Genomic DNA, 19,997 nt, shown 5'->3' on the forward strand with positions numbered 1-19,997 from the left:
CGAATACTGTTTCAACGAAATTCCTCAGTCGATGTCGAAGGACACGCCCTGCGCCAGCGGCAGCGCCTTGGAATAGTTCACCGTGTTGGTGGCACGGCGCATATAGGCCTTCCACGCATCGGAACCACTCTCGCGACCGCCGCCGGTTTCCTTCTCCCCACCAAACGCGCCACCGATCTCGGCGCCCGAAGTGCCGATATTGACGTTGGCGATGCCGCAGTCCGAACCGTCGACGCCGAGGAAGCGCTCAGATTCCTGCAGGTCGCGGGTGAAGATCGACGACGACAGGCCGGCGCCAACCGCATTGTGCTCGTCGAGCACGGCGTCGAAGTCGGAATACTTCATCACATAGAGGATCGGCGCAAAGGTCTCTTCGGTGACAGGAGCCACCTGCTTCGGCATTTCGACCAGCGCCGGATGCACGTAATAGGCATCGGGATGGCCGTTCTCGACCCGCGAGCCGCCGGTCAGCTTACCGCCGTGAGCGGTGGCTTCCTTGAGCGCTCTCTGCATGGCGTCGAAGGCAGCCTTGTCGATCAGCGGACCGACCAGCGAGGAGGTCTCCAGCGGGTTGCCGACCGAAACGCTCTCATAGGCCTTCTTCAAGCGCGGCAGCAAAGCATCATAGACACTGTCATGCACGAACAGGCGCCGCAGCGTCGTGCAGCGCTGTCCGGCCGTGCCCATGGCGCCGAAGGCGATGGCGCGCAAGGCCATGTCGAGATCGGCCGTGGGGCAGACAATGCCGGCATTGTTGCCGCCGAGTTCCAGCACGGCGCGGGCAAAGCGCTTGGCCAGCCGCGGACCGACGTCCCGGCCCATGCGGGTCGAGCCGGTGGCCGAAACCAGCGCCACCTTCGGGTGGTCGACCAGGATTTCGCCGATGGCGCGGTCGCCGATCAGCACCGGCGCCAGCCCATCCGGGGCATCGCCGAAACGCTCTGCCGCGCGCTTGAAGATCGCCTCGCAGGCAAGCGCTGTCAGCGGCGTCTTTTCCGACGGCTTCCACACCACGGCGTCGCCGCAGACCAGCGCCAGCGCGGTGTTCCACGACCAGACCGCAACCGGGAAGTTGAAGGCCGAGATGACGCCGACGACGCCCAGCGGGTGCCAGGTTTCCATCATGCGATGTCCCGGACGTTCGGTGGCGATGGTCAGGCCGTACAATTGCCGGGAAAGGCCGACGGCGAAATCGCAGATGTCGATCATTTCCTGCACTTCACCAAGGCCTTCGGACGGGATCTTGCCGACCTCGATCGACACCAGCCGGCCAAGCTCGGCCTTGTGCGCGCGCAGCTCCTCGCCGAGCAGCCGCACCAGTTCGCCGCGTCTCGGCCCCGGCACCATCCGCCAGGTCTGGAACGCCTTGTGGGCGGCTTCGATGGTCTTTGTCGCATCGGCTGGTGAGATCGTCTTCAGCGCCGCAATCTGCTCGCCCGTTACCGGGCTGCGCACGATGAGATCGCCGCCGACAAGCGCGCCCTTGGCAACACCCAGTTTCGCCAGAAGCTCAGTCGTTTCCTTCGCTATCGTCATTTTTGTCCCTTTCAGAGTCCGCCGCTCATAGGCTGGCGGCTCAAGCCTTGCGCCATGCCTTCTCGGTGCCGTCTGGCACTGGAGGCGCTGTCATGGCGTGCCATTACCTGTTTCAGGGAAAAATCGCCACCCCGGCATGGTCCAAGCCGGGTCTAGACCATTGAACCAGCCGGATGAAAGGATCAGAGGGCTGCCTTGGTGACGCCCTTTGTGGCACCGTCCTTCATCAGGCGGTCGATATGCATGCGGATATGGGCCGCTTCGGCGGCGGTGTTGGCGAGCGCGATGGCGCGGTCGAAGGCGACACGCGCCTCGTCGCCGCGGCCAAGCTGCATCAAGAGGCCGCCCTTGAGGCCGAAGAAGTGGAAATAGCCGGACAGCCGCTGTTCCAGCGGGTCGATCATGGCAAGGGCCGCTTCAGGGCCGCGAACTTTGGCAACGGCGACAGCGCGATTGAGGGTGATGACCGGCGATGGCTGCATCTGTTCGAGCAGGCTGTAGAGCAGGTCGATTTCAACCCAGTCGGTATCCTCGGCCCGTTCCGCCCGCGCATGCAGCGCCGCAACCGCCGCCTGCACCTGGTAGGGACCGGGCTTCTGGTGGCGCAAGGCCTTGTCGACCAGCGCCAGGCCCTCGTCGATCATCTTGCGGGTCCACAGGCTGCGATCCTGGTCTTCGAGCAGCACGATCTCGCCATTCTCGTCGAAACGCGCCGGCGCCCGCGCATGCTGCAGCAGCAACAGCGCCGCCAGCCCCATGATCTCCGGCTCGGTCTGGAACAGCCGGAGCAGCAGCCGGGCCAGGCGGATCGCCTCTTCGCAAAGCGGCGCGCGCGCCGGCGCCTCGCCGCTGTTGGTCGAATAGCCTTCGTTGAAGATCAGATAGACCATGGCCGCGACAGCTGCGAGCCGCTCCGAACGCTCCACCGCGCCCGGCGTCTCGAACGGCACGCCGGCATCCGCAATGCGCGCCTTGGCGCGGGTGATGCGCTGCTCCATGGCGCTTTCGCCGACAAGGAAGGCGCGCGCAATCTGCTTGACGGTCAGGCCGGAGACGATGCGCAACGCCACAGCAATCTGCTGCGTCGCCGGCAGGTCTGGATGACAGCAGATGAACAGCAGCCGCAAGATATCGTCGCGGTAATGCGCTCCGTCCAGCCGCTCGGCGATATCGCTCTCGGCATCCTCGAGGTCGGAGATCTGATCCTCCTCCGGCAGCGGCGCCTGTTTGGCGCGCTTGCGCACCGCATCGATGCCGCTGTTGCGGCCGACAAAGATCAGCCAGGCTGCCGGATCGCGCGGCGGGCCGTTTTTCGGCCAGTTGTTCAGCGCTCTCAGGCACGCGTCCTGGAACGCTTCCTCCGCCGCATCGAGATCGCGGAAGTAGCGCAGCAGCGCGCCCATCGCCTGCGGACGGGCGGTGCTGATCGCCGTGCTGATCCAGGCGAGCTCGGTCATACGGGAACTCTTGCGGGGTTGAAGAGGGAAACCGGCCGGATCTCGTAGGAGCCGCCGCTTGGGTTGACCTCGGAAAGCTCACGCGCGAACTCGACCGCCTCGTCGAGATCGGCGCATTCGAGCGTGTAGAAGCCGAGGAACTGTTCCTTGGTCTCGGCGAACGGGCCGTCGATGACCACCGACTCGCCCTTGACCCTTCGCAGCGTTGTCGCCGCCGTTGTCGGCAGCAGGCGTGCCACCGGGCCAAGACGGCCGGCTTTCGCGTATCTTTCCTGGACGTCGAGCAGATTGGCCATGACCTCGTCGTCCTGCGCCTTGCTCCAGGAGCAGACGACATCTTCGGAGGCGTAGCAGAGGATAGCGTAGAGCATGGGACGTCCTTTTCTCTATCAAAGGACGAAACAGTAGGACCGATCCCGACATGGCGTCGATAAAAAAATTGCGCCTGACTTGGCGTCAACCAGCCCCCGCTTTGAGCCATCTCAAAACGAGGGCTTCCTCGTCGTCGAGACCGTCTATCGATCGCTTGCGCCTGTTGGCCTCCGCCATTTCACCGAGCAGCCTTTTTCCAGACCAGGCATCGAAGACTTGCGGGTGGATATAGCATTTGCGGCAGACGGCGCGCGTGTTGCCCAGCCGTTCGGCAACCTTGTCGATGACGCCGTTGATCACCCTTTTCGATTGCGCCTGGCTCTCTGGGTACTCGGTCTGCGCAAACAGCGACGCGGCATGGATGGTGCCGCCCCAGGTGCGGAAATGCTTGGAGCTGAAATCGGCGCCGGCTGCGTCGCGGATGTAGCGGTTGACATCGTCGGAGTGGACCGGCCGCCTGTTGCCGTCCTCGTCGAGATACTGGAACAGTTTCTGGCCGGGCAGTTCCTGCGCCCCACGCACGATCTTGGCGATGCGGCGATCGGTGAGCTTCAGTCGCCACTCCTTGCCGGATTTGCCCTTGAAGGCGAAACGCAGGCTAGATCCCTGGATATCGACATGTCGGTCGCGCAGCGTGGTCAGTCCAAAGCTCTTGTTGTCGCGGGCATAGGCGGCATTGCCGACGCGGATCATGGCGTTGTCGAGCAGCCAGACGATCGCCGCCACCACGCGCTCCAGCGGCAGGCCGTGACGGCGCAGATCGGCATCGATCTGGTTGCGCAGGGCCGGCAGTGCCTCGGCAAAGGCAATCAGGTTAGAATACTTGGCGCCGTCGCGCTCTTCGGCCCATTGCGGGTGGTAGCGATACTGCTTGCGCCCGCGCTGATCCCTGCCTGTAGCCTGGATGTGACCGTCGGCATCGGGCGAAATCCAGACATCCGTCCAGGCCGGCGGAATGGCGAGCGCCTTGATGCGCGCACGCGTGCCATTGGAGACTGCCCGCCCGTTTGGCCCCTTGTAGTAGAATCCCTTGCCTGTCTTCAGCCGGCGAATGCCGGGCTCGGTATCGCTGACATAAGTAAGCGAGGCTCGCTCGGCAGAGGCCTGTGCGCCATTCGTCAGCGCACCATTCTTTGGGGCAAGCTCCTCGGCGGCCGATGAGCCGGATGGCGACGCGGATTTGTCCAGCATTTCCTCTCCACGGAATTTTGCCCGTAGATAAGCTGCGTGACCGGCAGCAGGTTCCACCGAGCTCCTATGGAATGTCGTCTGGTCCGCCGAATTTGGCGCCTGCCGAGACGTCGGCCATCCAGAGGCTGCCATCATCAACGTGCAGCGGGCGATAGTCGCGCCCGGGCGGAATCTGTTCGAACACGGCCCCTGCCTCGTCGGCAAGGTAGTCATAGCCCACCTCCTGCAGGAGGTGCTTCGGATCGAGTTGGTCATAGAGATTGCGGCGGGCGATCCGCCGCTTCGGCTCTACCATCTTCAGATGATAGAGGTTGAGCCCGCTTTTGCGGGCCTTGAAACCGAGATCGGGAGGATACCAGAGCCCATGCAGGTCCTCTGGTCGGTATTTCGCCGGATTGTAGGCCCTGAACAGACGATACTGGAACTTTTCGGCCCAGAGGCCGTCAACCCGGTACTCGGTCGGCGAATACAATTCGCGGAGGCGGAACCCCCAGGCCATGCGCCGGTAGTCGCCCGTTAATTGTCCAATCCGCTCCGCGGCACCGCGTTCCAGCCGCTCATCGGGATCAATAGCCAGTATCCAGTCGGCGGCGGCGTTCTTCGCTGCTTCGAGCAATATCTGCCGCCGCTGTGGCTCACTGCTGAACACGCCGGTCGCCCCACGATCATCATAGGCAATCCAGCCGTCGACGACCGGATCGATATTGGCGAGCAGATCGGCAACCAGATGCGCGTCATAGCGATAGCTGAAAACTGCGATCGTTCTCTGCCGCGTCCAAAACAGTCGGCTCCGTCGCCAGCGGTGAGGTTTGATCTGGCTCGTTATCATTTTCTTGTCGCCGCTTTCATGCGATTTCGCACGCCGGCACAGACGCCCATGGACTTGACCAGCAGGGCAAGCCAAACAATTGGCAGCGACATCATCGCGAAGGTTAGATCCCGTCCGGAAAGCCCGATCTTCGCCAGCTTGCGGGCATTGCGCCGGTCGCGAAAAGTGTCACGAAAACACCGAAACGAAGTGTCCGGGGTGGACGCTGCAAGGTAATCGCCGCGGCGATAGCCGCGCCTGTACTGATCGGCAAGCAATCTGGACAACCGGGTTTCGTTGCGATGAACCGTTTGCACCTCCGGCTCCCAAACCGGCTGCAGTTGCTGCGGCAGCCGCCCCAGGAATTCGGTGTCTTCGGCAGCAGGCATGGTTTCATCGAACAAGCCATATTCATCGAACAGCCGGCGATCGAACGATACGCCGTAGCGCAGCGCACGATCCGCCGGCAGACCGGGAAGCCGTCGCATGAACATGATCAGGTGAGCTGCACAGGCAATCAGATTGCGCGGATGGCTGTTCACCATTGCGCTCGCCACGGCGCGATCGCCGGCGAGATGCCGCTGCATCCGTGCCGCGGCCCAGCCCGGACAGGCGAGGCAATCATCGGCAAGAAAGGCAACGAATGGCGCCCGCGTCGCGGTGATGCCGAGATTGCGGGCCGCACCAACAAACAGCCTTCGACTGACCTCGATCACTGGCACCTTGACCCCGGCGCCAGACAGCAGCGCCAGCACGTCCCCTCCGCCCGAGTTGACCACAATGATCTCGAGCGGCGCATTCTGATCAAGCAGGGATATCACCGCCTCGACGATTTGAGCCGGCGCGCGGTAGCCAATGACAATGACCGCAAGCTTCGGCGGGTCCGTGTCACGCACGTTGCAACTGGGCGTGCGGAGGGGAAAACCGGCGTCGCACCGCAAGCTTGAACTGGTAGCGCATGCAGCGCCAGGCATCCGAGGCACCTTTCGGCGCCGCCATGGCGATAGTCAGGAACCGCGCCGCTGTGTTCAGATCGCCGCGCGCATAGTGGACGCGGGCGATCTTGAGCGCGACCATGCCTTCCCTGACCTTCAGCGTCGACTTCGGAAGGCCGCAGTCGGTAAGCTTGCGCAGCGCCAGATGCCAGTCGAGGAAACGTTGCGCCGGCTTGACCGTGAAACGGTCGTCGGAGCGCTCCGCCGACACGACGTAAATCATCACAGGTCGTGAAATGACGGCAAGCGATGCCCTGCTCATCAGCCGTGCCCAGAACAATGTATCCTCGTCATAAGCGAGCCCGGTCGGGAACCTGGTGTCTCCGATCCCGCTGCGTGACACCAGCACGCTGCCCACGGCAATCGAGCGGATGCGACCTTTCAGATAGGCCGAAGCATTGGCGGCACCGTTGGCCGTATAGCCGCTCGGAACCTTGACATGCCTATCGTCGCCATCAGTCCATCGGCGGTAGGCACCGACCACCATATCGGCCGGCGGCTGGGAATTAGCGCGCAAGATCAGAGACCGCAGCCCGCCTTCCAGATGCAGGTCGTCAGCGTCGATCATGTATATCCAGGAACATCGCGCCTGCGCCAACGCCAGATTGCGGGCACCGCCGGCATCACGGCAATTTGCAGGAAGCACGCGCAACGGCAATGTCATGGACGAAGCGGCGTCTTGCGCTATGCGCGCCGTGCCGTCCGACGACGAATCGTCGACCACCAGCACCTCGCCAATAAGGTCAGCCTCGGAGCGAAGTGAGGCCAGCGTAGCGGCGATGGTTGCCGCCGCATTGTGGGCCGGAATAACAACGCTGACTGCTTTCAAAGATAGCTCCACGCCGGCGCATTTCTCGTGTGCAGGAGGTTCCCCTCAAATATGCTCAGGATAACCGCCGCATCCGCGTTTGAGAAGCAGTCTTTGCCTGCCTGGCCTGGCCCGGCCCCTCGCAGAAGTCAGGCCTTCTCGAGCACCACGGGGATGACATCCACCGCCTGGTCGCCGACTTGTCCGCCGGTGGTTTTCAGAACACCGACGATCGGCGCCACATCCGAGTAGTCGCGGCCGTAGCCGACGGTGATGTGGTCGTTGCTTGCCCGCATGCCGTTGGTCGGGTCGAACTCCTGCCAGCCGGCATCCCGTCCGCACCACACCTTGACCCAGGCATGCATAGCGTCGGCGCCTTCGAGCCGCGGCTTGCCCTTCGGCGGGATGGTGCGCAGGAAGCCGCTGACATAGCCGGCCGGAATGCCGAGGCCACGCAGGCCGGCGATCATCATGTGCGAAAAATCCTGGCAGACGCCGCGTTTGAGTTTGAAAGCGTCGCTGGCTTTGGTGCGGACGGTCGTCGCCTTGCCGTCATAGGTGAAATCGCGGCGAATGCGGTTGCACAGATCCACGGCCGTACCGATGATCGAGCCGCCGACGCTGCCTTGCGCATAGGCGGTGATCGCCGCGTCGATGCCGGCATGATCGCTGGCCGCCAGGAAATGGTGCGGTGTGTCAGGCGACAGCGACCGCACCGCGGTAAGTTCGGCCCGCAGCCGGGCAATGTCGGGCGACACGTCGAGCCCGGGCTCCGGCCGCGACACGGCCACGCGCGCGCTCATCCTTATGTCGAGCGCGTCATGGGCGTCGCGAAATGCGATCGCGGTGACGTTGTTGCCAAAGAAATCGGAAAAGTCCGAACGTTCGCTCGGCGCCGGCGCAAACGACAGCGAAGCGGCGATCACCCGCTGCACGCCCGGTATCGTCGGCGGCAGCACGCGCACCTGATGGCGGCCGCCGCCGGCCGCAGCGTCATAGTCGTAGCGCAGATGGAGCCTGATGTCGTAGAGCATGCCGGCTTTTACCCGAAATAGGCTTTGGCGAGGCTGTTGTAGAGGCCGCCGATCTCACTGGCGAGATCGTCCAGGGCCTTCGCCGTCATGTCCGAAGGTTCTTTGATGGCGATCGCGGTGTTCAGCTGCAGTATCTCCTTGGCTGCGAGCGACATATGCCCCTCGCCGCCAATAGAAGGCAGCAGACCGATTTCGGCCTTCAGCCGTTCGAGCTGGAACAGAATGGAGCGCGGGTTGAGCGGATCGAGCACCAAGAGGTCGATCACCGTGCGCCGGCCCGCCTGCACCGGGTACTGCCGCCGATGGGTCATGACGCTGTCACCGATCTCCAGCATCATGTCGAGAGCACCGTCCGGCGCCTTGGGATTGGTCAGCCGGGCCAGCGTGCGGGCGATCTGGATGCCGCGTTCCAGCCGCCGGCCGATCTCCAGGAAACGCCAGCCGGTGAAGCGGTACATGTTCTCATGCAGCAGGCCGGAAAATCCGGCGAGCTTGCGCAGCAGGACCGTCATCGCCCGGGTCGCGTCATCGCCAGGCGCCACCGTCGTCGCGAACTGATGCACGGTCTTCGACAGATCCTTCAGCGCCAGCCAGCCATCGGGCGAAAACCGGTCGCGGATTTGCCCGGCGCTGTAGACGGCGCTGTCCAGCGTGCCGATCAATCCGGATGGGATTGCCGAGTCGACGTCGATGCCGAAGGGCTCGAGATAATCCCTGATATCGGCCAGCAGCGGCATGTCGGGGTCCGAGGTCTCGGCCAGACGGACGTGATAGGCGCGCAGGATACGCACCGTGTCTTCCGAGCGCTCGATATAGCGGCCGAGCCAGGTCAGGTTTTCCGCCGCCCGGCTGGGCAGGCTGCCCGGCATGCTGCGGGTAAAACTGTCATGCTCCTGCGGCAGCAGCGTCTCGCGCTCCACCGGTTTGTCGCTGACCACCCAGACATCCGCCGCCTGGCCGCCGCGCTGCATGGCGATGGCGGTCGGGTCGAGCGAAAAGCCGACACGGGCAAAACCGCCGGGCATCACCGTCCAGCCATCCGGGGTTCGCGCCAGATAGACGCGCAGGCTTGCCGGGCGCGGCTCCAGCCAGCCGCCGACATAGACCGGCGTCGTCGACAGCGTCACCGCTTCCTGGCCGACGAAGTCGCCGCCGGCCTGTTCAATACGCGCCACCAACTCCGCCCGCTCCCCTGCAGACAGGGCCGAACCGAGCTTCGTCGAATCGTCATCCTCGAAGGCCAGCCGCGTCGACAGCGCCGGGCCGATCACCATGCGATCGATATTGGCAAGCACATGGGCTCGTTCGGTTGCTTGCCCGCACCACCATGTGGCGACGCTTGGCAGCAGCAGTTCCTCGCCCCGCAATTCACGCGAAATCTTCGGCAGGAAGGCGAGCAGCGCCCGCGTTTCCATCAGACCTGAGCCCAGCGCATTGACCGTTGAAACAGCACCTCGGCGGATCGCCTCGACCAGGCCCGGCGTGCCGATCTGCGAATCCGAGCGCAGTTCAAGCGGATCGGCAAAGGCAGCGTCGAGCCGCCGCCACAGCACGCTGACCGGCTTCAGGCCGGAAACGGTGCGCACCATCAGCCGGCCACCGGAGACGGTCAAATCCTCGCCTTCAAGCAGCATGATGCCGAGATAGCGGGCGATATAGGCATGTTCGTAATAGGTTTCGTTGAGCGGCCCCGGCGTCAGGATGGCGACGCGGCCGTCGGTTTCCTTGGCCATGCCGATCAGCGCGTCGCGGAAACGGCGGAAGAAGCCGGCAAGGCGATGCACATGCATCTCGCCATAGATATCGGACAGCGCACGCGTGGTGGCGACGCGATTTTCCAGCGCAAAGCCGGCGCCCGACGGCGCCTGCGTGCGGTCGCCAAGCACCCACCACTGTCCGTCAGGCCCGCGGCCGAGTTCGAAGGCGCAGAAATGCAGGAAATGGCCGCCTGCCGGCCTGGTGCCAACCACCGGCCGCAAATATTCCGGGCTCGCCGCAATCAGTCCTGCCGGCAGGATGCCTTTCTCGATCAGCCGGTTCGGCCCGTAAATGTCGGCAATGGTTTCCTCGAACAGCTCGGCGCGCTGGACGAGGCCGGCGCTGATGTCGGCCCACTCCTTGTCCTCGATCAGCAGGGGGACATGCGCCAACGGCCATTCGCGCTCATTGGCGCCGGCCTTGTCGTAGACGCGGTAGTAGACACCGGCATCGCGCAGATACTGGTCGGCGCGGGCGAAGCGCTGGGCGAGCTTTTCAGGACCGAGGTCTTCCAGCGCCTCGACGAAATTCTTCCAGGCCGGGCGGGGATTGCCCGATGCGTCGACCATCTCGTCGACGACGCCATCAATCGGCTGGTAGTGCTCCAGCAGACTGTGGGTTTGCGGCTTGCCGCGGACCCTCTTGTGATTCCCCTTTGCCATCGCTGATCAGAGTCTGGCAGGGCGGCGCAGGTCAAGGGTCATCGGAAAGTCTTCAGCAGCTTCTTCGTTGCGCAGCACATAACCGGACGGCGTATGGCCGCGCGGCTCGAAGCGGGCGAGCCTTCTTGCTTCCGCTTCGTTGCCGTTGACCGGGAAAGTGTCGTAGCTGCGCCCGCCGGGATGCGCGACATGGTAGACGCAGCCGCCGACCGCCCTGCCCGACCAGCGGTCATAGATATCGAAGACCAAAGGCGTGTTGACCGGCAGCGCTGGATGCAGGCCCGATGAAGGCTGCCAGGCCTTGAAGCGGACGCCCGCCACCGCGACTTCGCGGTTGTCGGTCACCTTCATCGGCACGATGCGGCCATTGCAGACGATGGCATGGCGCTCCGGATTCAACCCTTCGGTCTTGACCTGCAGCCGCTCGACCGAGGAATCGACGAAACGAACGGTGCCGCCGATCGCGCCTTGCTCGCCCATGACATGCCACGGTTCCAGCGCCTGGCGCAGTTCCAGCTTGATGCCGGCATACTGGACCTCGCCGCAGAACGGGAAACGGAATTCAAGCTGCGCGTCGAACCATTCGGGCCGGAACTCGAAGCCATTGAGCTTGAGGTCGTCGAGCACGTCGAGAAAGTCAGCCCAGACATGATGCGGCAGCATGAAGCGGTCATGCAGCGATGTGCCCCAACGCACGAAACGACCGTCGAGCGGGTTCTTCCACGCGCGGGCTATAATGGCGCGGACCAGTAGCTGCTGCGCCAGGCTCATGCGCGCATTGGGCGGCATTTCGAAGCCGCGGAACTCGACCAGCCCCAGACGGCCGGTCGGGCCATCCGGCGAAAACAGTTTGTCGATGCAGATTTCCGAGCGATGCGTATTGCCGGTGACGTCGGTCAAGAGATTGCGGAACAGTCGGTCGACCAGCCACGGCAAAGGTGCCGCGCCCTTGTCCGGATGCGGCACCTGCGCCATGGCGATTTCGAGCTCGTAGAGCGAGTCATGACGCGCCTCGTCGAAGCGCGGCGCTTGGCTGGTCGGGCCGATGAACAGGCCGGAGAACAGATAGGACAGCGACGGATGCCGCTGCCATTGCAGCACCAGGCTCTTCAACAGGTCGGGCCGGCGCAGGAACGGGCTGTCATTGGGCGTCGCGCCGCCGACGACGACATGGTTGCCGCCGCCGGTGCCGGTGTGGCGGCCATCGATCATGAACTTGTCGGCGCCAAGCCGTGTCTGCCGCGCTTCCTCGTAGATCGCGGTGGTCGTCGCCACACAATCCTGCCAGTTGGAAGCCGGGTGGATGTTGACCTCGATGACGCCGGGGTCCGGCGCGACGCGGATGACGTTGAGGCGCGGATCGTGCGGCGGGCCGTAGCCTTCGATGTGCACGGGAAGGCCGATCGCCTTGGCCGCGTTTTCAGCCGCTGCGATCAGTTCGAGATAGTCCTCCAGCGCCTCGACCGGCGGCATGAACACACAGAGCCGCCCGTCGCGCGGTTCGACCGAGAGTGCAGTGCGCACCGCGCCGCCGATCTCGGTGATCTCCTGCTCGACACGGTCCTGCTGGCCGGTCGCAGCGGTGAAGGACACCGCTTGCTGGCGGCGCGCCATTTCGTCGGCGCCTTCCAGTTCGGCCGGGGCGGCGGTAGGCAAAATCGCTTCGCGCGCGGGCAGCGGTCCGCGCGGCAGCGACGGGTCCACGGGCACGATGTAGGGGAACTGCGCCGGCGGCACATAGGGCAGCGTGCCCAGCGGCAAGCGGTAGCCGACCGGTGAATCGCCCGGCACCAGGAACAGCCGTCCGCGCCGCGTCTTCCATTTTTCCGAGCGCCAGCGTGGACCCGATGCCTGGCTGTTCCAGCGCTGCACAGGCAGCACATAGCCCGAGGGCTTGGTCAGCCCGCGTTCGAACACCTTTGCCATACGGCTGCGTTCTTCGGGATCTTCCAGTTTGGAATTGGACGGATCGACATTGTCGGGCAACTTGCCTTCCTTGAGCAGCCACTCCGCCGGATCCTCATAGGCCTCGCTGACCATGGTCTTTTCGATGCCGAGCTCGCCGGCGATCGCTGTCAGCAGGCTTTCGGCCTGCTTCGGCCCGATATCGGCCTCGCTCTTTTCGCGCGCGATCAGCGACGGATCGCTCCACACCGGCTGCCCGTCGGTGCGCCAGTAGAGCGAGAACGTCCAGCGCGGCAGGCTTTCGCCCGGATACCATTTGCCTTGCCCGTAGTGGAGAAAGCCGCCCGGCGCGAAACGCTCGCGCAGTTTTCTAATCAGCGCATCGGCTTTTTCCCGCTTGGTCGGGCCGACGGCGGCGGTGTTCCATTCCGCCGACTCGAAATCGTCGATCGACACGAAGGTCGGCTCGCCACCCATGGTCAGCCTGACGTCGCCGGACGCAAGTGCTGCATCGACCTTGTTGCCGAGCGCATCGAGCGCCTGCCAGCTTTCGTCCGAGAATGGCTTGGTAATGCGTGGATGTTCGGAGATGCGGTCGACTCGCATGTCGAAACCGAACTCGACATTGGCAAAACTCGCCATGCCGGAGATGGGCGCGGCATTGCGGAAATGCGGCGTCGCCGCCAGCGGCACATGGCTCTCGCCGGTCAGCAGGCCGGAGGTCGGATCGAAACCGATCCAGCCGGCACCCGGCAGGTAGACCTCGCACCAGGCATGCAGATCGGTGAAATCCACAGCGGTTCCGGGCGGGCCATCGAGCGCCACCAGATCGGGCTTGAGTTGGATCAGATAGCCTGAGACGAAACGCGCGGCGATGCCGAGATTGCGCAGGATCTGCACCAGCAGCCAGCTCGAATCACGGCACGAGCCTTTTTTCGCAGCCAGCGTTTCCTCCGGCGAGAACACGCCGGTTTCCATGCGCACGATATAGGCGATCTCTCTCTGCAGCCGCGCATTGAGGTCGACGACGAAATTGACGGTGTTGGTCACGCTGCGGTCGATGGTTTTGAGGAACGCCGACAGCAGCGGTCCCGCCGGCTCCGGCGTGCGGTAGATAGCGAGATCGTCCCTGATGTCTTCAGGGTATTCGAACGGAAATGTCTCCGCCGACGGCTCGACGAAGAAATCGAACGGATTGTAAACCGTCATGTCGGCGACGAGGTCGACTTCGATCTTCAGTTCCGTCACCGGCTCCGGAAAGACGAAACGGGCGAGGAAGTTGCCATAGGGGTCCTGCTGCAGATTGACGAAATGGTTTGCCGGCTCGACCTTCAGCGAATGGCTCAAGACCTTGGTGCGGGAATGCGGCGCCGGCTGCAGCCTGATGACCTGAGGGCCGAGGACCACCGGCCGGTCATATTTGTAGTGGGTCAGGTGGTAGATGGCTGCCAGAATTGCCATGGGGCCTCGAAAGTCGGCGTTTCAACGAATTCGCCGAACCCTGACACAAATGACGCCCATTCTCCAAGCAGAGATGTTGCGGTGCACCTAATTTAGGCTTGGGAACCGTTGATCCTGCAGCACGTCACGGCCGCTCCGAGCCCGGGTGAACCCGCCAACATTGTCGGCGGGTTCGGATTGCTGCCAGCGGATTCATCCGGTCGGCATGCGCTCGAATGCCTGCAGGGCGGGATCGACCGTGTCCCAGGCGTGGCCGCGGATGCCATAGGTGAGCACTTGCGGCTGAAACTGGCCCGGGTCGTCAAGGCTGGTTGCGTGGATCGCTATCAGCTCGGGCATGGCGACGAATGTCAGGTAGACCGGCGTTCCGCAGGTCGGGCAGAAGGCGTGGATTTTCTCGTTGCCGCTGTCGCCCTTTATCCGCCAGGTTTTCGCCTCGCCGGTGATTGCCATGTCGGCGCGCCGGCCGAAGGTCAGATAAGAGCCATGCCCGGTGCCGCTGCGTTTCTGGCAATCGAGGCATTGGCAGTGGTTCTCAAAGATGGGTTCGCTGCTGGTTTCATAACGGATCGCGCCACACGCACATCCGCCGCTAAATCGCTTGGTCATTGTCATTCTCCGCTGGCGGATGTGTTGATCGGCAAGGATCAGGCCGATTTCGGCTTGGCGAAAACGTCGATGCCGCTGCCGGTTTCCAGCAGGGATTTCAGGCTGGACAGCACGACTGGCCAACCCTGGCTGATGCCTTTCGCCATGCCGCTGCCGGCTTCGAGTTGGTCATGAGTGACGGTCAGCCGGACCATATCGTCATATTCCTCGATGCCGAAGGTCACACGACTGTAGGCAGAGGGATCGGCGGCCTGCGAAGGGCTCGCCCAGGTGATGACGAGACGGGTCGGCGGCGAAACCTCGACAACCTCACCGACAATCTGGACGGTGCGCTCATCATTGGCGCGGACATGTTCCCATTTCGATCCGGGCTTCCAGTCCGAGACGTTCTCATGGCCCCAATAACGCCTTGCAACGTCTGGTTTGGTGATGGCTTCGAACACCTTTTGCGGCGTTGAGCGAATATAGGTCACGTAGACAAAACTGGTCGTTTCCTTGGTCATTGGTCGTCTCCTTCGAGTTCTTTTTTCAAATCGTGCAGCAGGCTGAGCCGCTGCTGTTCGAATTTCCGCACCCAGCGCTCGTAGATGTCGTGCAGCGGCACCGGGTTGATGAAGTGCAGCTTTTCGCGGCCGCGCTTGACCGTAGTCACCAGATTGGCCGCCTCCAGCAGGTCGATGTGCTGGGTGGCCGATTGCCTGGCCATTTCAAGGTTTTCGCAAAGCTGGCCGAGCGTCTGCCCGTTCTTCTCATGGAGAAGGTCAAGCAGCCTTCTGCGTGTCGGGTCGCCCAGCGCCTTGAAAACCTTGTCAGCGTCCATCGGTCTCGCTCGTTGTTGAGGCTATTATATGCAGGCAAATACCTGCATGTCAAATGGCAACTTTCTCGCGCTCGCCGCGACGAGCGAGGCAACTGGCGCGGGCGTGATCGATGCCACACATCTGGAAGCCCACCGAAGGGGGCCAGCTAAAGGGAGAGTCCGTCGTCTTTAGGGGGACGAGAAGCGGCCTGAACTCCAGGCCGCACGCGGTTTGCGACGCCGATGACTATCGTCGTGCAGCATTGAACGCGAGTCGGCAGGCCTAGGGATACGACCGATGCGCCCACGCCTTCATGAGCGCCATCGCCTTCGCGGCAACCAGCATCTTCTGACTAAAAGTCCTGAGCCCAGGCAGCTCTTGCAGGGCTTAGAAAAACGCCTGCAACCCGGTCTGCGCCCGCCCGAGGATCAGCGCGTGCACGTCATGCGTGCCCTCATAGGTGTTGACCGTCTCGAGGTTCTGCGCGTGGCGCATGACGTGGTAGCCGATCTGGATGCCGTTGCCGCCATGCATGTCGCGGGCCTGGCGGGCGATGTCGAGCGCCTTGCCGCAATTGTTGCGCTTGACGATGGAGATCATCTCCGGCGCCATCTTGCCTTCGTCCATCAGCCGCCCGACCCGCAAGGACGCCTGCAGCGCCAGCGCGATCTCGGTCTGCATGTCGGCGAGCTTCTTCTGGAACAGCTGCGTGCCGGCCAGCGGCTTGCCGAACTGCTTGCGGTCGAGGCCATATTGGCGCGCCCGGTGCCAGCAATCTTCCGCCGCGCCCATCGCGCCCCATGAGATGCCGTAACGGGCGCGGTTGAGGCAACCGAACGGACCGGCGAGGCCCTTGGCGTTGGGCAGCAGCGCATCCTCGCCGACCTCGACACCTTCCATCACCACTTCGCCGGTGATCGAAGCGCGCAGGCTGAGCTTGCCGCCGATCTTCGGCGCCGACAGGCCTTTCATGCCCTTCTCCAGCACGAAACCGCGGATCTCGTCCTTGCCGTTCTCGCCCTTCAACTTCGCCCAGACGACGAACACGTCGGCGATCGGCGCGTTGGAAATCCACATCTTCGAGCCGGAAATCTTGTAGCCGTTGGCCGTCTTCTCGGCCCGCGTCTTCATGCCGCCGGGATCGGAGCCAGCATCCGGTTCGGTCAGGCCAAAACAGCCGATCCACTCGCCGCTGGCGAGTTTCGGCAGATATTTCTTGCGCTGCTCCTCCGAGCCATAGGCATGGATCGGATACATCACCAGCGACGACTGCACTGACATCATCGAGCGATAGCCGGAATCGACGCGCTCGACTTCCCGCGCCACCAGCCCGTAGGTGACATAGTTGGCGCCAAGCCCGCCATATTCCTCGGGGATGGTCAGGCCGAGCAGACCTGCCTCGCCCATTTCGCGAAAGATGCCGGCATCGGTCTTTTCCTCGAGATAGGCTTCCTCGATCTTCGGCGCCAACTTGTCGGCGGCAAAGGCAGCTGCGCCATCGCGCACCATGCGCTCGTCTTCCGAAAGCTGGTTCTCGATCAGGAAAGGATCTTCCCAGACGAACGCGTTCTTGTCGGCGGCCATGGCTCTCGGTCTCTCCCAGCGAAAAATCTGAAGTGCCCGGCTTATCGGCCTCCGCCTCGGAAAAATCAAACGAAATTGCTTCACCGATCAATGAGCGTTAGTAATGGATCATGAGTGTCCAACGCCGTCTTTTGCCAAGCACCAGCGCCCTTGCCGCCTTCGAGGCGGTGGCGCGTCTCGGCAGTTTTACCGCCGCCGCCCAGGAGCTCGATCTCACCCAGGGCGCCGTCAGCCGGCAGATCGGGCTTTTGGAGGACCAGTTCGGCCGCCGGCTGTTCGAACGCGACAGCCGCAATGTCCGGCTGTCGACGGCAGGCGAGATCTATGCCGACGCGGTGCGCGCAGCACTTGGCCAATTGCGCGACGCTGCACTTGGATTGATGAGCAATCGGCATAGCGGCATCCTGAACCTTGCCATCTTGCCGACCTTCGGCACGCGCTGGCTGATGCCGATGATCCCCGATTTCGTCGAAAACAATCCTGACATCACCATCAATTTCGTCACCCGCGTCGGCCGCTTCGACTTTGCCCGCGAGCGGCTGGACGCCGCCATCCACTATGGCTTGCCCGACTGGCCGGAGGCCGACTCGACGCTGCTGGTGCGCGAAACGGTGGCGCCGGTGGTCTCGCCCCAATTCCTGGCCGGGCGCGCCATCGCCACGCCGGCCGATCTTGGCCGCCTGCCGTTGCTGCACATGGCGACGCGCCCCGGTGCCTGGACCGAATGGTTCGAGCATCAGGGCCTGAGCGCGCCGACCGGGCCGGGCATGCAGTTCGAACAGTTCGGCACCGCCGCCCAGGCCTGCATGGCCGGGCTCGGCGTCGCGCTGCTGCCGCAAATCCTGATTGCCGGCGAGTTGCAGCGCGGCCAGCTGGTGCCGGCGCCCGGCCAGCCGATGCAAAGCCGCAGCGCCTATTACCTGGTCGTGCCGCACGACAAGCGCGGCCATCCCCCGGTCGCCAGCTTTCGCGACTGGCTGCTTACGCATGTCGGCAAGAAGGGCGAAGCCTCCGCTCAGCCGCCGAAATAGCGGGGATGGTCGAGGTCGGCGATCAGGCCGGGCTCTCGCGGCTGCCATCCCAGCACGTCGCGGGTCTGCTGGCTCGACGCCGGCCAGTCCAGGCCGAAGAAGTGCCCGACAAAGCCGAAATGTCCGGCCGCCTCCTCGCGGGTCTTGGCGACCACAGGCAGGTTCAGGCGCCGGCCGATGATCTCGGCGATCTCCAGGGTCGGTACGCCTTGCTCGGCGACCGCGTGATAGCGGGCGCCCCCAACCCCCTTCTCCAGCGCCAGCCTGAAGAGGGTGGCGGCGTCGAGCCGGTGTACCGCCGGCCAGCGGTTGAGCCCGTCGCCAACATAGGCTGAGACCCCCTTGTCACGCGCGATGCCGATCAACATCGGAACGAAGCCGTGATCGCCGTCACCGTGCACCGTTGGCGAAAGGCGCACCGTCGAGGCGCGCACGCCGCGCGCCGCGAGTGCTTCGGCCGTCACTTCCGAGGCGCGCGGATAGGAGGCGGAGGGAGGCACAGGCGCATGATCCTCGGTCGCCATGCTGCCTTGCGACAACACCGCAAGCCCGGAGGTAACCAGCAGCGGGCGCTCGGAGCCTTCGAGAACCGCGCCGAGCACCTCGATGGCGCGCCGGTCCGCCGCGCAATTCTCGGCAAACTTCGAGAAGTCGTGGTTGAAGGCGGTATGGATCACCCCGTCCGATCGGGCCGCGCCACTGCGGAGGCTTTCAAGGTCCGTGATATCGCCGCGATGCGCCTCGGCACCAGCGGCGACGACCGCCTTGGCGCCTGCATCCGAACGGGCAAGGCCAAGCACCTGATGGCCCGCGTTGAGGAGCTCCTGCACAACGGCAGAACCGACGAAACCTGTAGCTCCGGTGACAAATACCCGCATCGGGATTTCTCCTTTGTTTCGTTCGAAAGCTGCGGGGGCAGCCTGTTGCCAAAGGAGATACGGGATTGAGGAAATACGATCTATGCTGTAAAGTCCGTGATATCTTCGCGATCGTCCGGAACAGTGCATGGATCCCCTCTCAGACGTGCTGTCGCTGCTGAAGCCGCGCAACTACCTCTCGGCCGGCCTGGAGGCGGGTGGGGACTGGTCGATCCAGTTCCCCGACCAGCAGGCAGCCATCAAATGCGGCGCCGTGGTTTCCGGCCAATGCTGGCTGTCGGTGGAGGGCGTCACGGATGCGGTTCGGCTGGAGACGGGCGACTGTTTCCTGCTACCGCGCGGACGGCCTTTCCGCCTTGCCAGCGACCTGAGCCTGACGCCGGTCGATGCCCGCACGGTTTTTTCACCCGCCCGCACCGGCGGCATCACCGCGCACAATGGCGGCGGCGATTTTCTTCTCGTCAGCAGCCGCTTTGCACTTTCCGGCGACCACGCCGGCATCCTGCTGAGGATGTTGCCGCCCATCGTCCACATCCGCAAAGAGACCGACCATCCGGTGCTGCGCTGGCCCGTCGAGCGGATGATGCAGGAACTGCGCGTGCCCCAGCCGGGCGGCTTCCTGGTCGTGGAGCACCTCGCCCACATGATCCTGATCGAGGCCCTGCGGCTGCATATGGCGGAAGGGCCGCGCGGCGGTGTCGGCTGGCTCTTTGCGCTGGCGGACAGGCAGATGGGCGCGGCGATCAACGCCATGCATGACGATCCGGCACGTGGCTGGACCTTGCAGACGCTGGCCGAGCGCGCCGGCATGTCGCGATCGACCTTGGCCCTCAAATTCAAGCAAACGGTCGGTACGTCCGCCATGGACTATCTGACGCGCTGGCGCATGCTGCTGGCCGGCGACAGGCTGGCGAATTCCGGCGATCCCGTTTCCGTCATTGCGCTGTCGCTCGGCTATGAATCCGAAAGCGCCTTCAGCACCGCCTTCAAGCGGGTGATGGGCTGCTCGCCACGCCAATATGGCCGTGGCCGCAACCAACCGTCCGCTGGCGAGGCGGAAGCCGCGAACGCCAATCGGATCGCAGCCGTCGCCAGCTGATCTGCCCGC

17 protein-coding genes are annotated in these 19,997 nt (G+C 63.9%); 2 read left to right on the forward strand and 15 right to left on the reverse strand.

Annotation, left to right across the window (positions count from 1 at the left end; genetic code table 11):
- Nucleotides 1–24: 24 nt before the first annotated feature.
- The 14 genes from amaB to AC1DVW_RS11680 form a co-directional block, all read right to left on the reverse strand.
- Complete coding sequence (gene amaB, locus AC1DVW_RS11615; RefSeq protein WP_477323183.1) at nt 25–1,536, reverse strand: L-piperidine-6-carboxylate dehydrogenase; 1,512 nt, start codon at nt 1,534–1,536, stop codon at nt 25–27.
- 182 nt (nt 1,537–1,718) lie between these two features.
- The gene (locus AC1DVW_RS11620) at nt 1,719–2,993 is read right to left on the reverse strand and encodes an RNA polymerase sigma factor (protein ID WP_477323184.1); all 1,275 of its coding nucleotides are present in this window, start codon (nt 2,991–2,993) and stop codon (nt 1,719–1,721) included.
- Nucleotides 2,990–3,364 (reverse strand): YciI family protein, encoded by a 375-nt coding sequence (locus AC1DVW_RS11625; protein ID WP_477245736.1) that lies wholly within the window; start codon nt 3,362–3,364, stop codon nt 2,990–2,992. The genes AC1DVW_RS11620 and AC1DVW_RS11625 overlap by 4 nt, the downstream gene beginning before the upstream one ends.
- An 85-nt stretch (nt 3,365–3,449) precedes the next feature.
- On the reverse strand, nt 3,450–4,556 hold the full coding sequence (locus tag AC1DVW_RS11630; protein WP_477323186.1) for a DNA topoisomerase IB: 1,107 nt from the start codon (nt 4,554–4,556) through the stop codon (nt 3,450–3,452).
- Nucleotides 4,557–4,620: 64 nt separating this feature from the next.
- Nucleotides 4,621–5,385: a glycosyltransferase family protein gene (locus tag AC1DVW_RS11635; RefSeq protein ID WP_477323187.1), complete on the reverse strand. Its 765-nt coding sequence runs from the start codon at nt 5,383–5,385 to the stop codon at nt 4,621–4,623.
- Nucleotides 5,382–6,260, reverse strand: coding sequence for a glycosyltransferase family 2 protein (locus AC1DVW_RS11640; RefSeq protein ID WP_477323188.1), 879 nt, complete (start codon nt 6,258–6,260; stop codon nt 5,382–5,384). Before AC1DVW_RS11640 ends, AC1DVW_RS11635 begins: the two co-directional genes overlap by 4 nt.
- Nucleotides 6,253–7,188 (reverse strand): glycosyltransferase family 2 protein, encoded by a 936-nt coding sequence (locus AC1DVW_RS11645; RefSeq protein ID WP_477323189.1) that lies wholly within the window; start codon nt 7,186–7,188, stop codon nt 6,253–6,255. Before AC1DVW_RS11645 ends, AC1DVW_RS11640 begins: the two co-directional genes overlap by 8 nt.
- 128 nt (nt 7,189–7,316) lie before the next feature.
- Nucleotides 7,317–8,201 carry a transglutaminase family protein gene (locus AC1DVW_RS11650; RefSeq protein WP_477323191.1) on the reverse strand — a complete coding sequence of 295 codons (885 nt, stop codon included), beginning with the start codon at nt 8,199–8,201 and terminating at the stop codon, nt 7,317–7,319.
- 8 nt (nt 8,202–8,209) lie between these two features.
- Nucleotides 8,210–10,621: a circularly permuted type 2 ATP-grasp protein gene (locus AC1DVW_RS11655; protein ID WP_477323193.1), complete on the reverse strand. Its 2,412-nt coding sequence runs from the start codon at nt 10,619–10,621 to the stop codon at nt 8,210–8,212.
- Nucleotides 10,622–10,627: 6 nt separating this feature from the next.
- On the reverse strand, nt 10,628–13,987 hold the full coding sequence (locus AC1DVW_RS11660) for a transglutaminase family protein (protein ID WP_477323195.1): 3,360 nt from the start codon (nt 13,985–13,987) through the stop codon (nt 10,628–10,630).
- 192 nt (nt 13,988–14,179) lie between these two features.
- On the reverse strand, nt 14,180–14,596 hold the full coding sequence (locus AC1DVW_RS11665; protein WP_477323197.1) for a GFA family protein: 417 nt from the start codon (nt 14,594–14,596) through the stop codon (nt 14,180–14,182).
- A 38-nt stretch (nt 14,597–14,634) separates the two neighbouring features.
- Nucleotides 14,635–15,099, reverse strand: a complete 465-nt coding sequence (locus AC1DVW_RS11670; RefSeq protein ID WP_477323199.1) for an SRPBCC family protein — start codon at nt 15,097–15,099, stop codon at nt 14,635–14,637.
- Nucleotides 15,096–15,416, reverse strand: a complete 321-nt coding sequence (locus AC1DVW_RS11675; RefSeq protein WP_477323200.1) for an ArsR/SmtB family transcription factor — start codon at nt 15,414–15,416, stop codon at nt 15,096–15,098. The genes AC1DVW_RS11670 and AC1DVW_RS11675 overlap by 4 nt, the downstream gene beginning before the upstream one ends.
- Nucleotides 15,417–15,783: 367 nt before the next feature.
- The gene (locus AC1DVW_RS11680; protein WP_477323202.1) at nt 15,784–16,980 is read right to left on the reverse strand and encodes an acyl-CoA dehydrogenase; all 1,197 of its coding nucleotides are present in this window, start codon (nt 16,978–16,980) and stop codon (nt 15,784–15,786) included.
- A gap of 110 nt (nt 16,981–17,090) precedes the next feature.
- Between AC1DVW_RS11680 and AC1DVW_RS11685 the strand changes: the two genes are divergently transcribed.
- Nucleotides 17,091–18,011, forward strand: a complete 921-nt coding sequence (locus tag AC1DVW_RS11685) for a LysR family transcriptional regulator (protein WP_477323203.1) — start codon at nt 17,091–17,093, stop codon at nt 18,009–18,011.
- Here the strand turns inward: AC1DVW_RS11685 and AC1DVW_RS11690 are convergent.
- Nucleotides 17,996–18,889, reverse strand: a complete 894-nt coding sequence (locus AC1DVW_RS11690; protein ID WP_477323204.1) for an SDR family oxidoreductase — start codon at nt 18,887–18,889, stop codon at nt 17,996–17,998. The genes AC1DVW_RS11685 and AC1DVW_RS11690 overlap by 16 nt on opposite strands.
- 127 nt (nt 18,890–19,016) lie before the next feature.
- Here AC1DVW_RS11690 and AC1DVW_RS11695 point away from each other — a divergent pair, with 127 nt between their 5' ends.
- On the forward strand, nt 19,017–19,988 hold the full coding sequence (locus tag AC1DVW_RS11695; RefSeq protein WP_477323206.1) for an AraC family transcriptional regulator: 972 nt from the start codon (nt 19,017–19,019) through the stop codon (nt 19,986–19,988).
- The last annotated feature ends 9 nt before the right edge of the window (nt 19,989–19,997 follow it).

This window comes from Mesorhizobium sp. P3_B5 (genome assembly GCF_056402815.1).

Excerpts from the sequence above, each read along its gene's own strand:
- amaB (WP_477323183.1), bottom strand. The coding sequence starts at position 1,536 with ATGACGATAGCGAAGGAAACGACTGAGCTTCTGGCGAAACTGGGTGTT.
- AC1DVW_RS11620 (WP_477323184.1), bottom strand. The coding sequence starts at position 2,993 with ATGACCGAGCTCGCCTGGATCAGCACGGCGATCAGCACCGCCCGTCCG.
- AC1DVW_RS11625 (WP_477245736.1), bottom strand. The coding sequence starts at position 3,364 with ATGCTCTACGCTATCCTCTGCTACGCCTCCGAAGATGTCGTCTGCTCC.
- AC1DVW_RS11630 (WP_477323186.1), bottom strand. The coding sequence starts at position 4,556 with ATGCTGGACAAATCCGCGTCGCCATCCGGCTCATCGGCCGCCGAGGAG.
- AC1DVW_RS11635 (WP_477323187.1), bottom strand. The coding sequence starts at position 5,385 with ATGATAACGAGCCAGATCAAACCTCACCGCTGGCGACGGAGCCGACTG.
- AC1DVW_RS11650 (WP_477323191.1), bottom strand. The coding sequence starts at position 8,201 with ATGCTCTACGACATCAGGCTCCATCTGCGCTACGACTATGACGCTGCG.
- AC1DVW_RS11655 (WP_477323193.1), bottom strand. The coding sequence starts at position 10,621 with ATGGCAAAGGGGAATCACAAGAGGGTCCGCGGCAAGCCGCAAACCCAC.
- AC1DVW_RS11660 (WP_477323195.1), bottom strand. The coding sequence starts at position 13,987 with ATGGCAATTCTGGCAGCCATCTACCACCTGACCCACTACAAATATGAC.
- AC1DVW_RS11665 (WP_477323197.1), bottom strand. The coding sequence starts at position 14,596 with ATGACCAAGCGATTTAGCGGCGGATGTGCGTGTGGCGCGATCCGTTAT.
- AC1DVW_RS11670 (WP_477323199.1), bottom strand. The coding sequence starts at position 15,099 with ATGACCAAGGAAACGACCAGTTTTGTCTACGTGACCTATATTCGCTCA.
- AC1DVW_RS11675 (WP_477323200.1), bottom strand. The coding sequence starts at position 15,416 with ATGGACGCTGACAAGGTTTTCAAGGCGCTGGGCGACCCGACACGCAGA.
- AC1DVW_RS11680 (WP_477323202.1), bottom strand. The coding sequence starts at position 16,980 with ATGGCCGCCGACAAGAACGCGTTCGTCTGGGAAGATCCTTTCCTGATC.
- AC1DVW_RS11685 (WP_477323203.1), top strand. The coding sequence starts at position 17,091 with ATGAGTGTCCAACGCCGTCTTTTGCCAAGCACCAGCGCCCTTGCCGCC.
- AC1DVW_RS11690 (WP_477323204.1), bottom strand. The coding sequence starts at position 18,889 with ATGCGGGTATTTGTCACCGGAGCTACAGGTTTCGTCGGTTCTGCCGTT.
- AC1DVW_RS11695 (WP_477323206.1), top strand. The coding sequence starts at position 19,017 with ATGGATCCCCTCTCAGACGTGCTGTCGCTGCTGAAGCCGCGCAACTAC.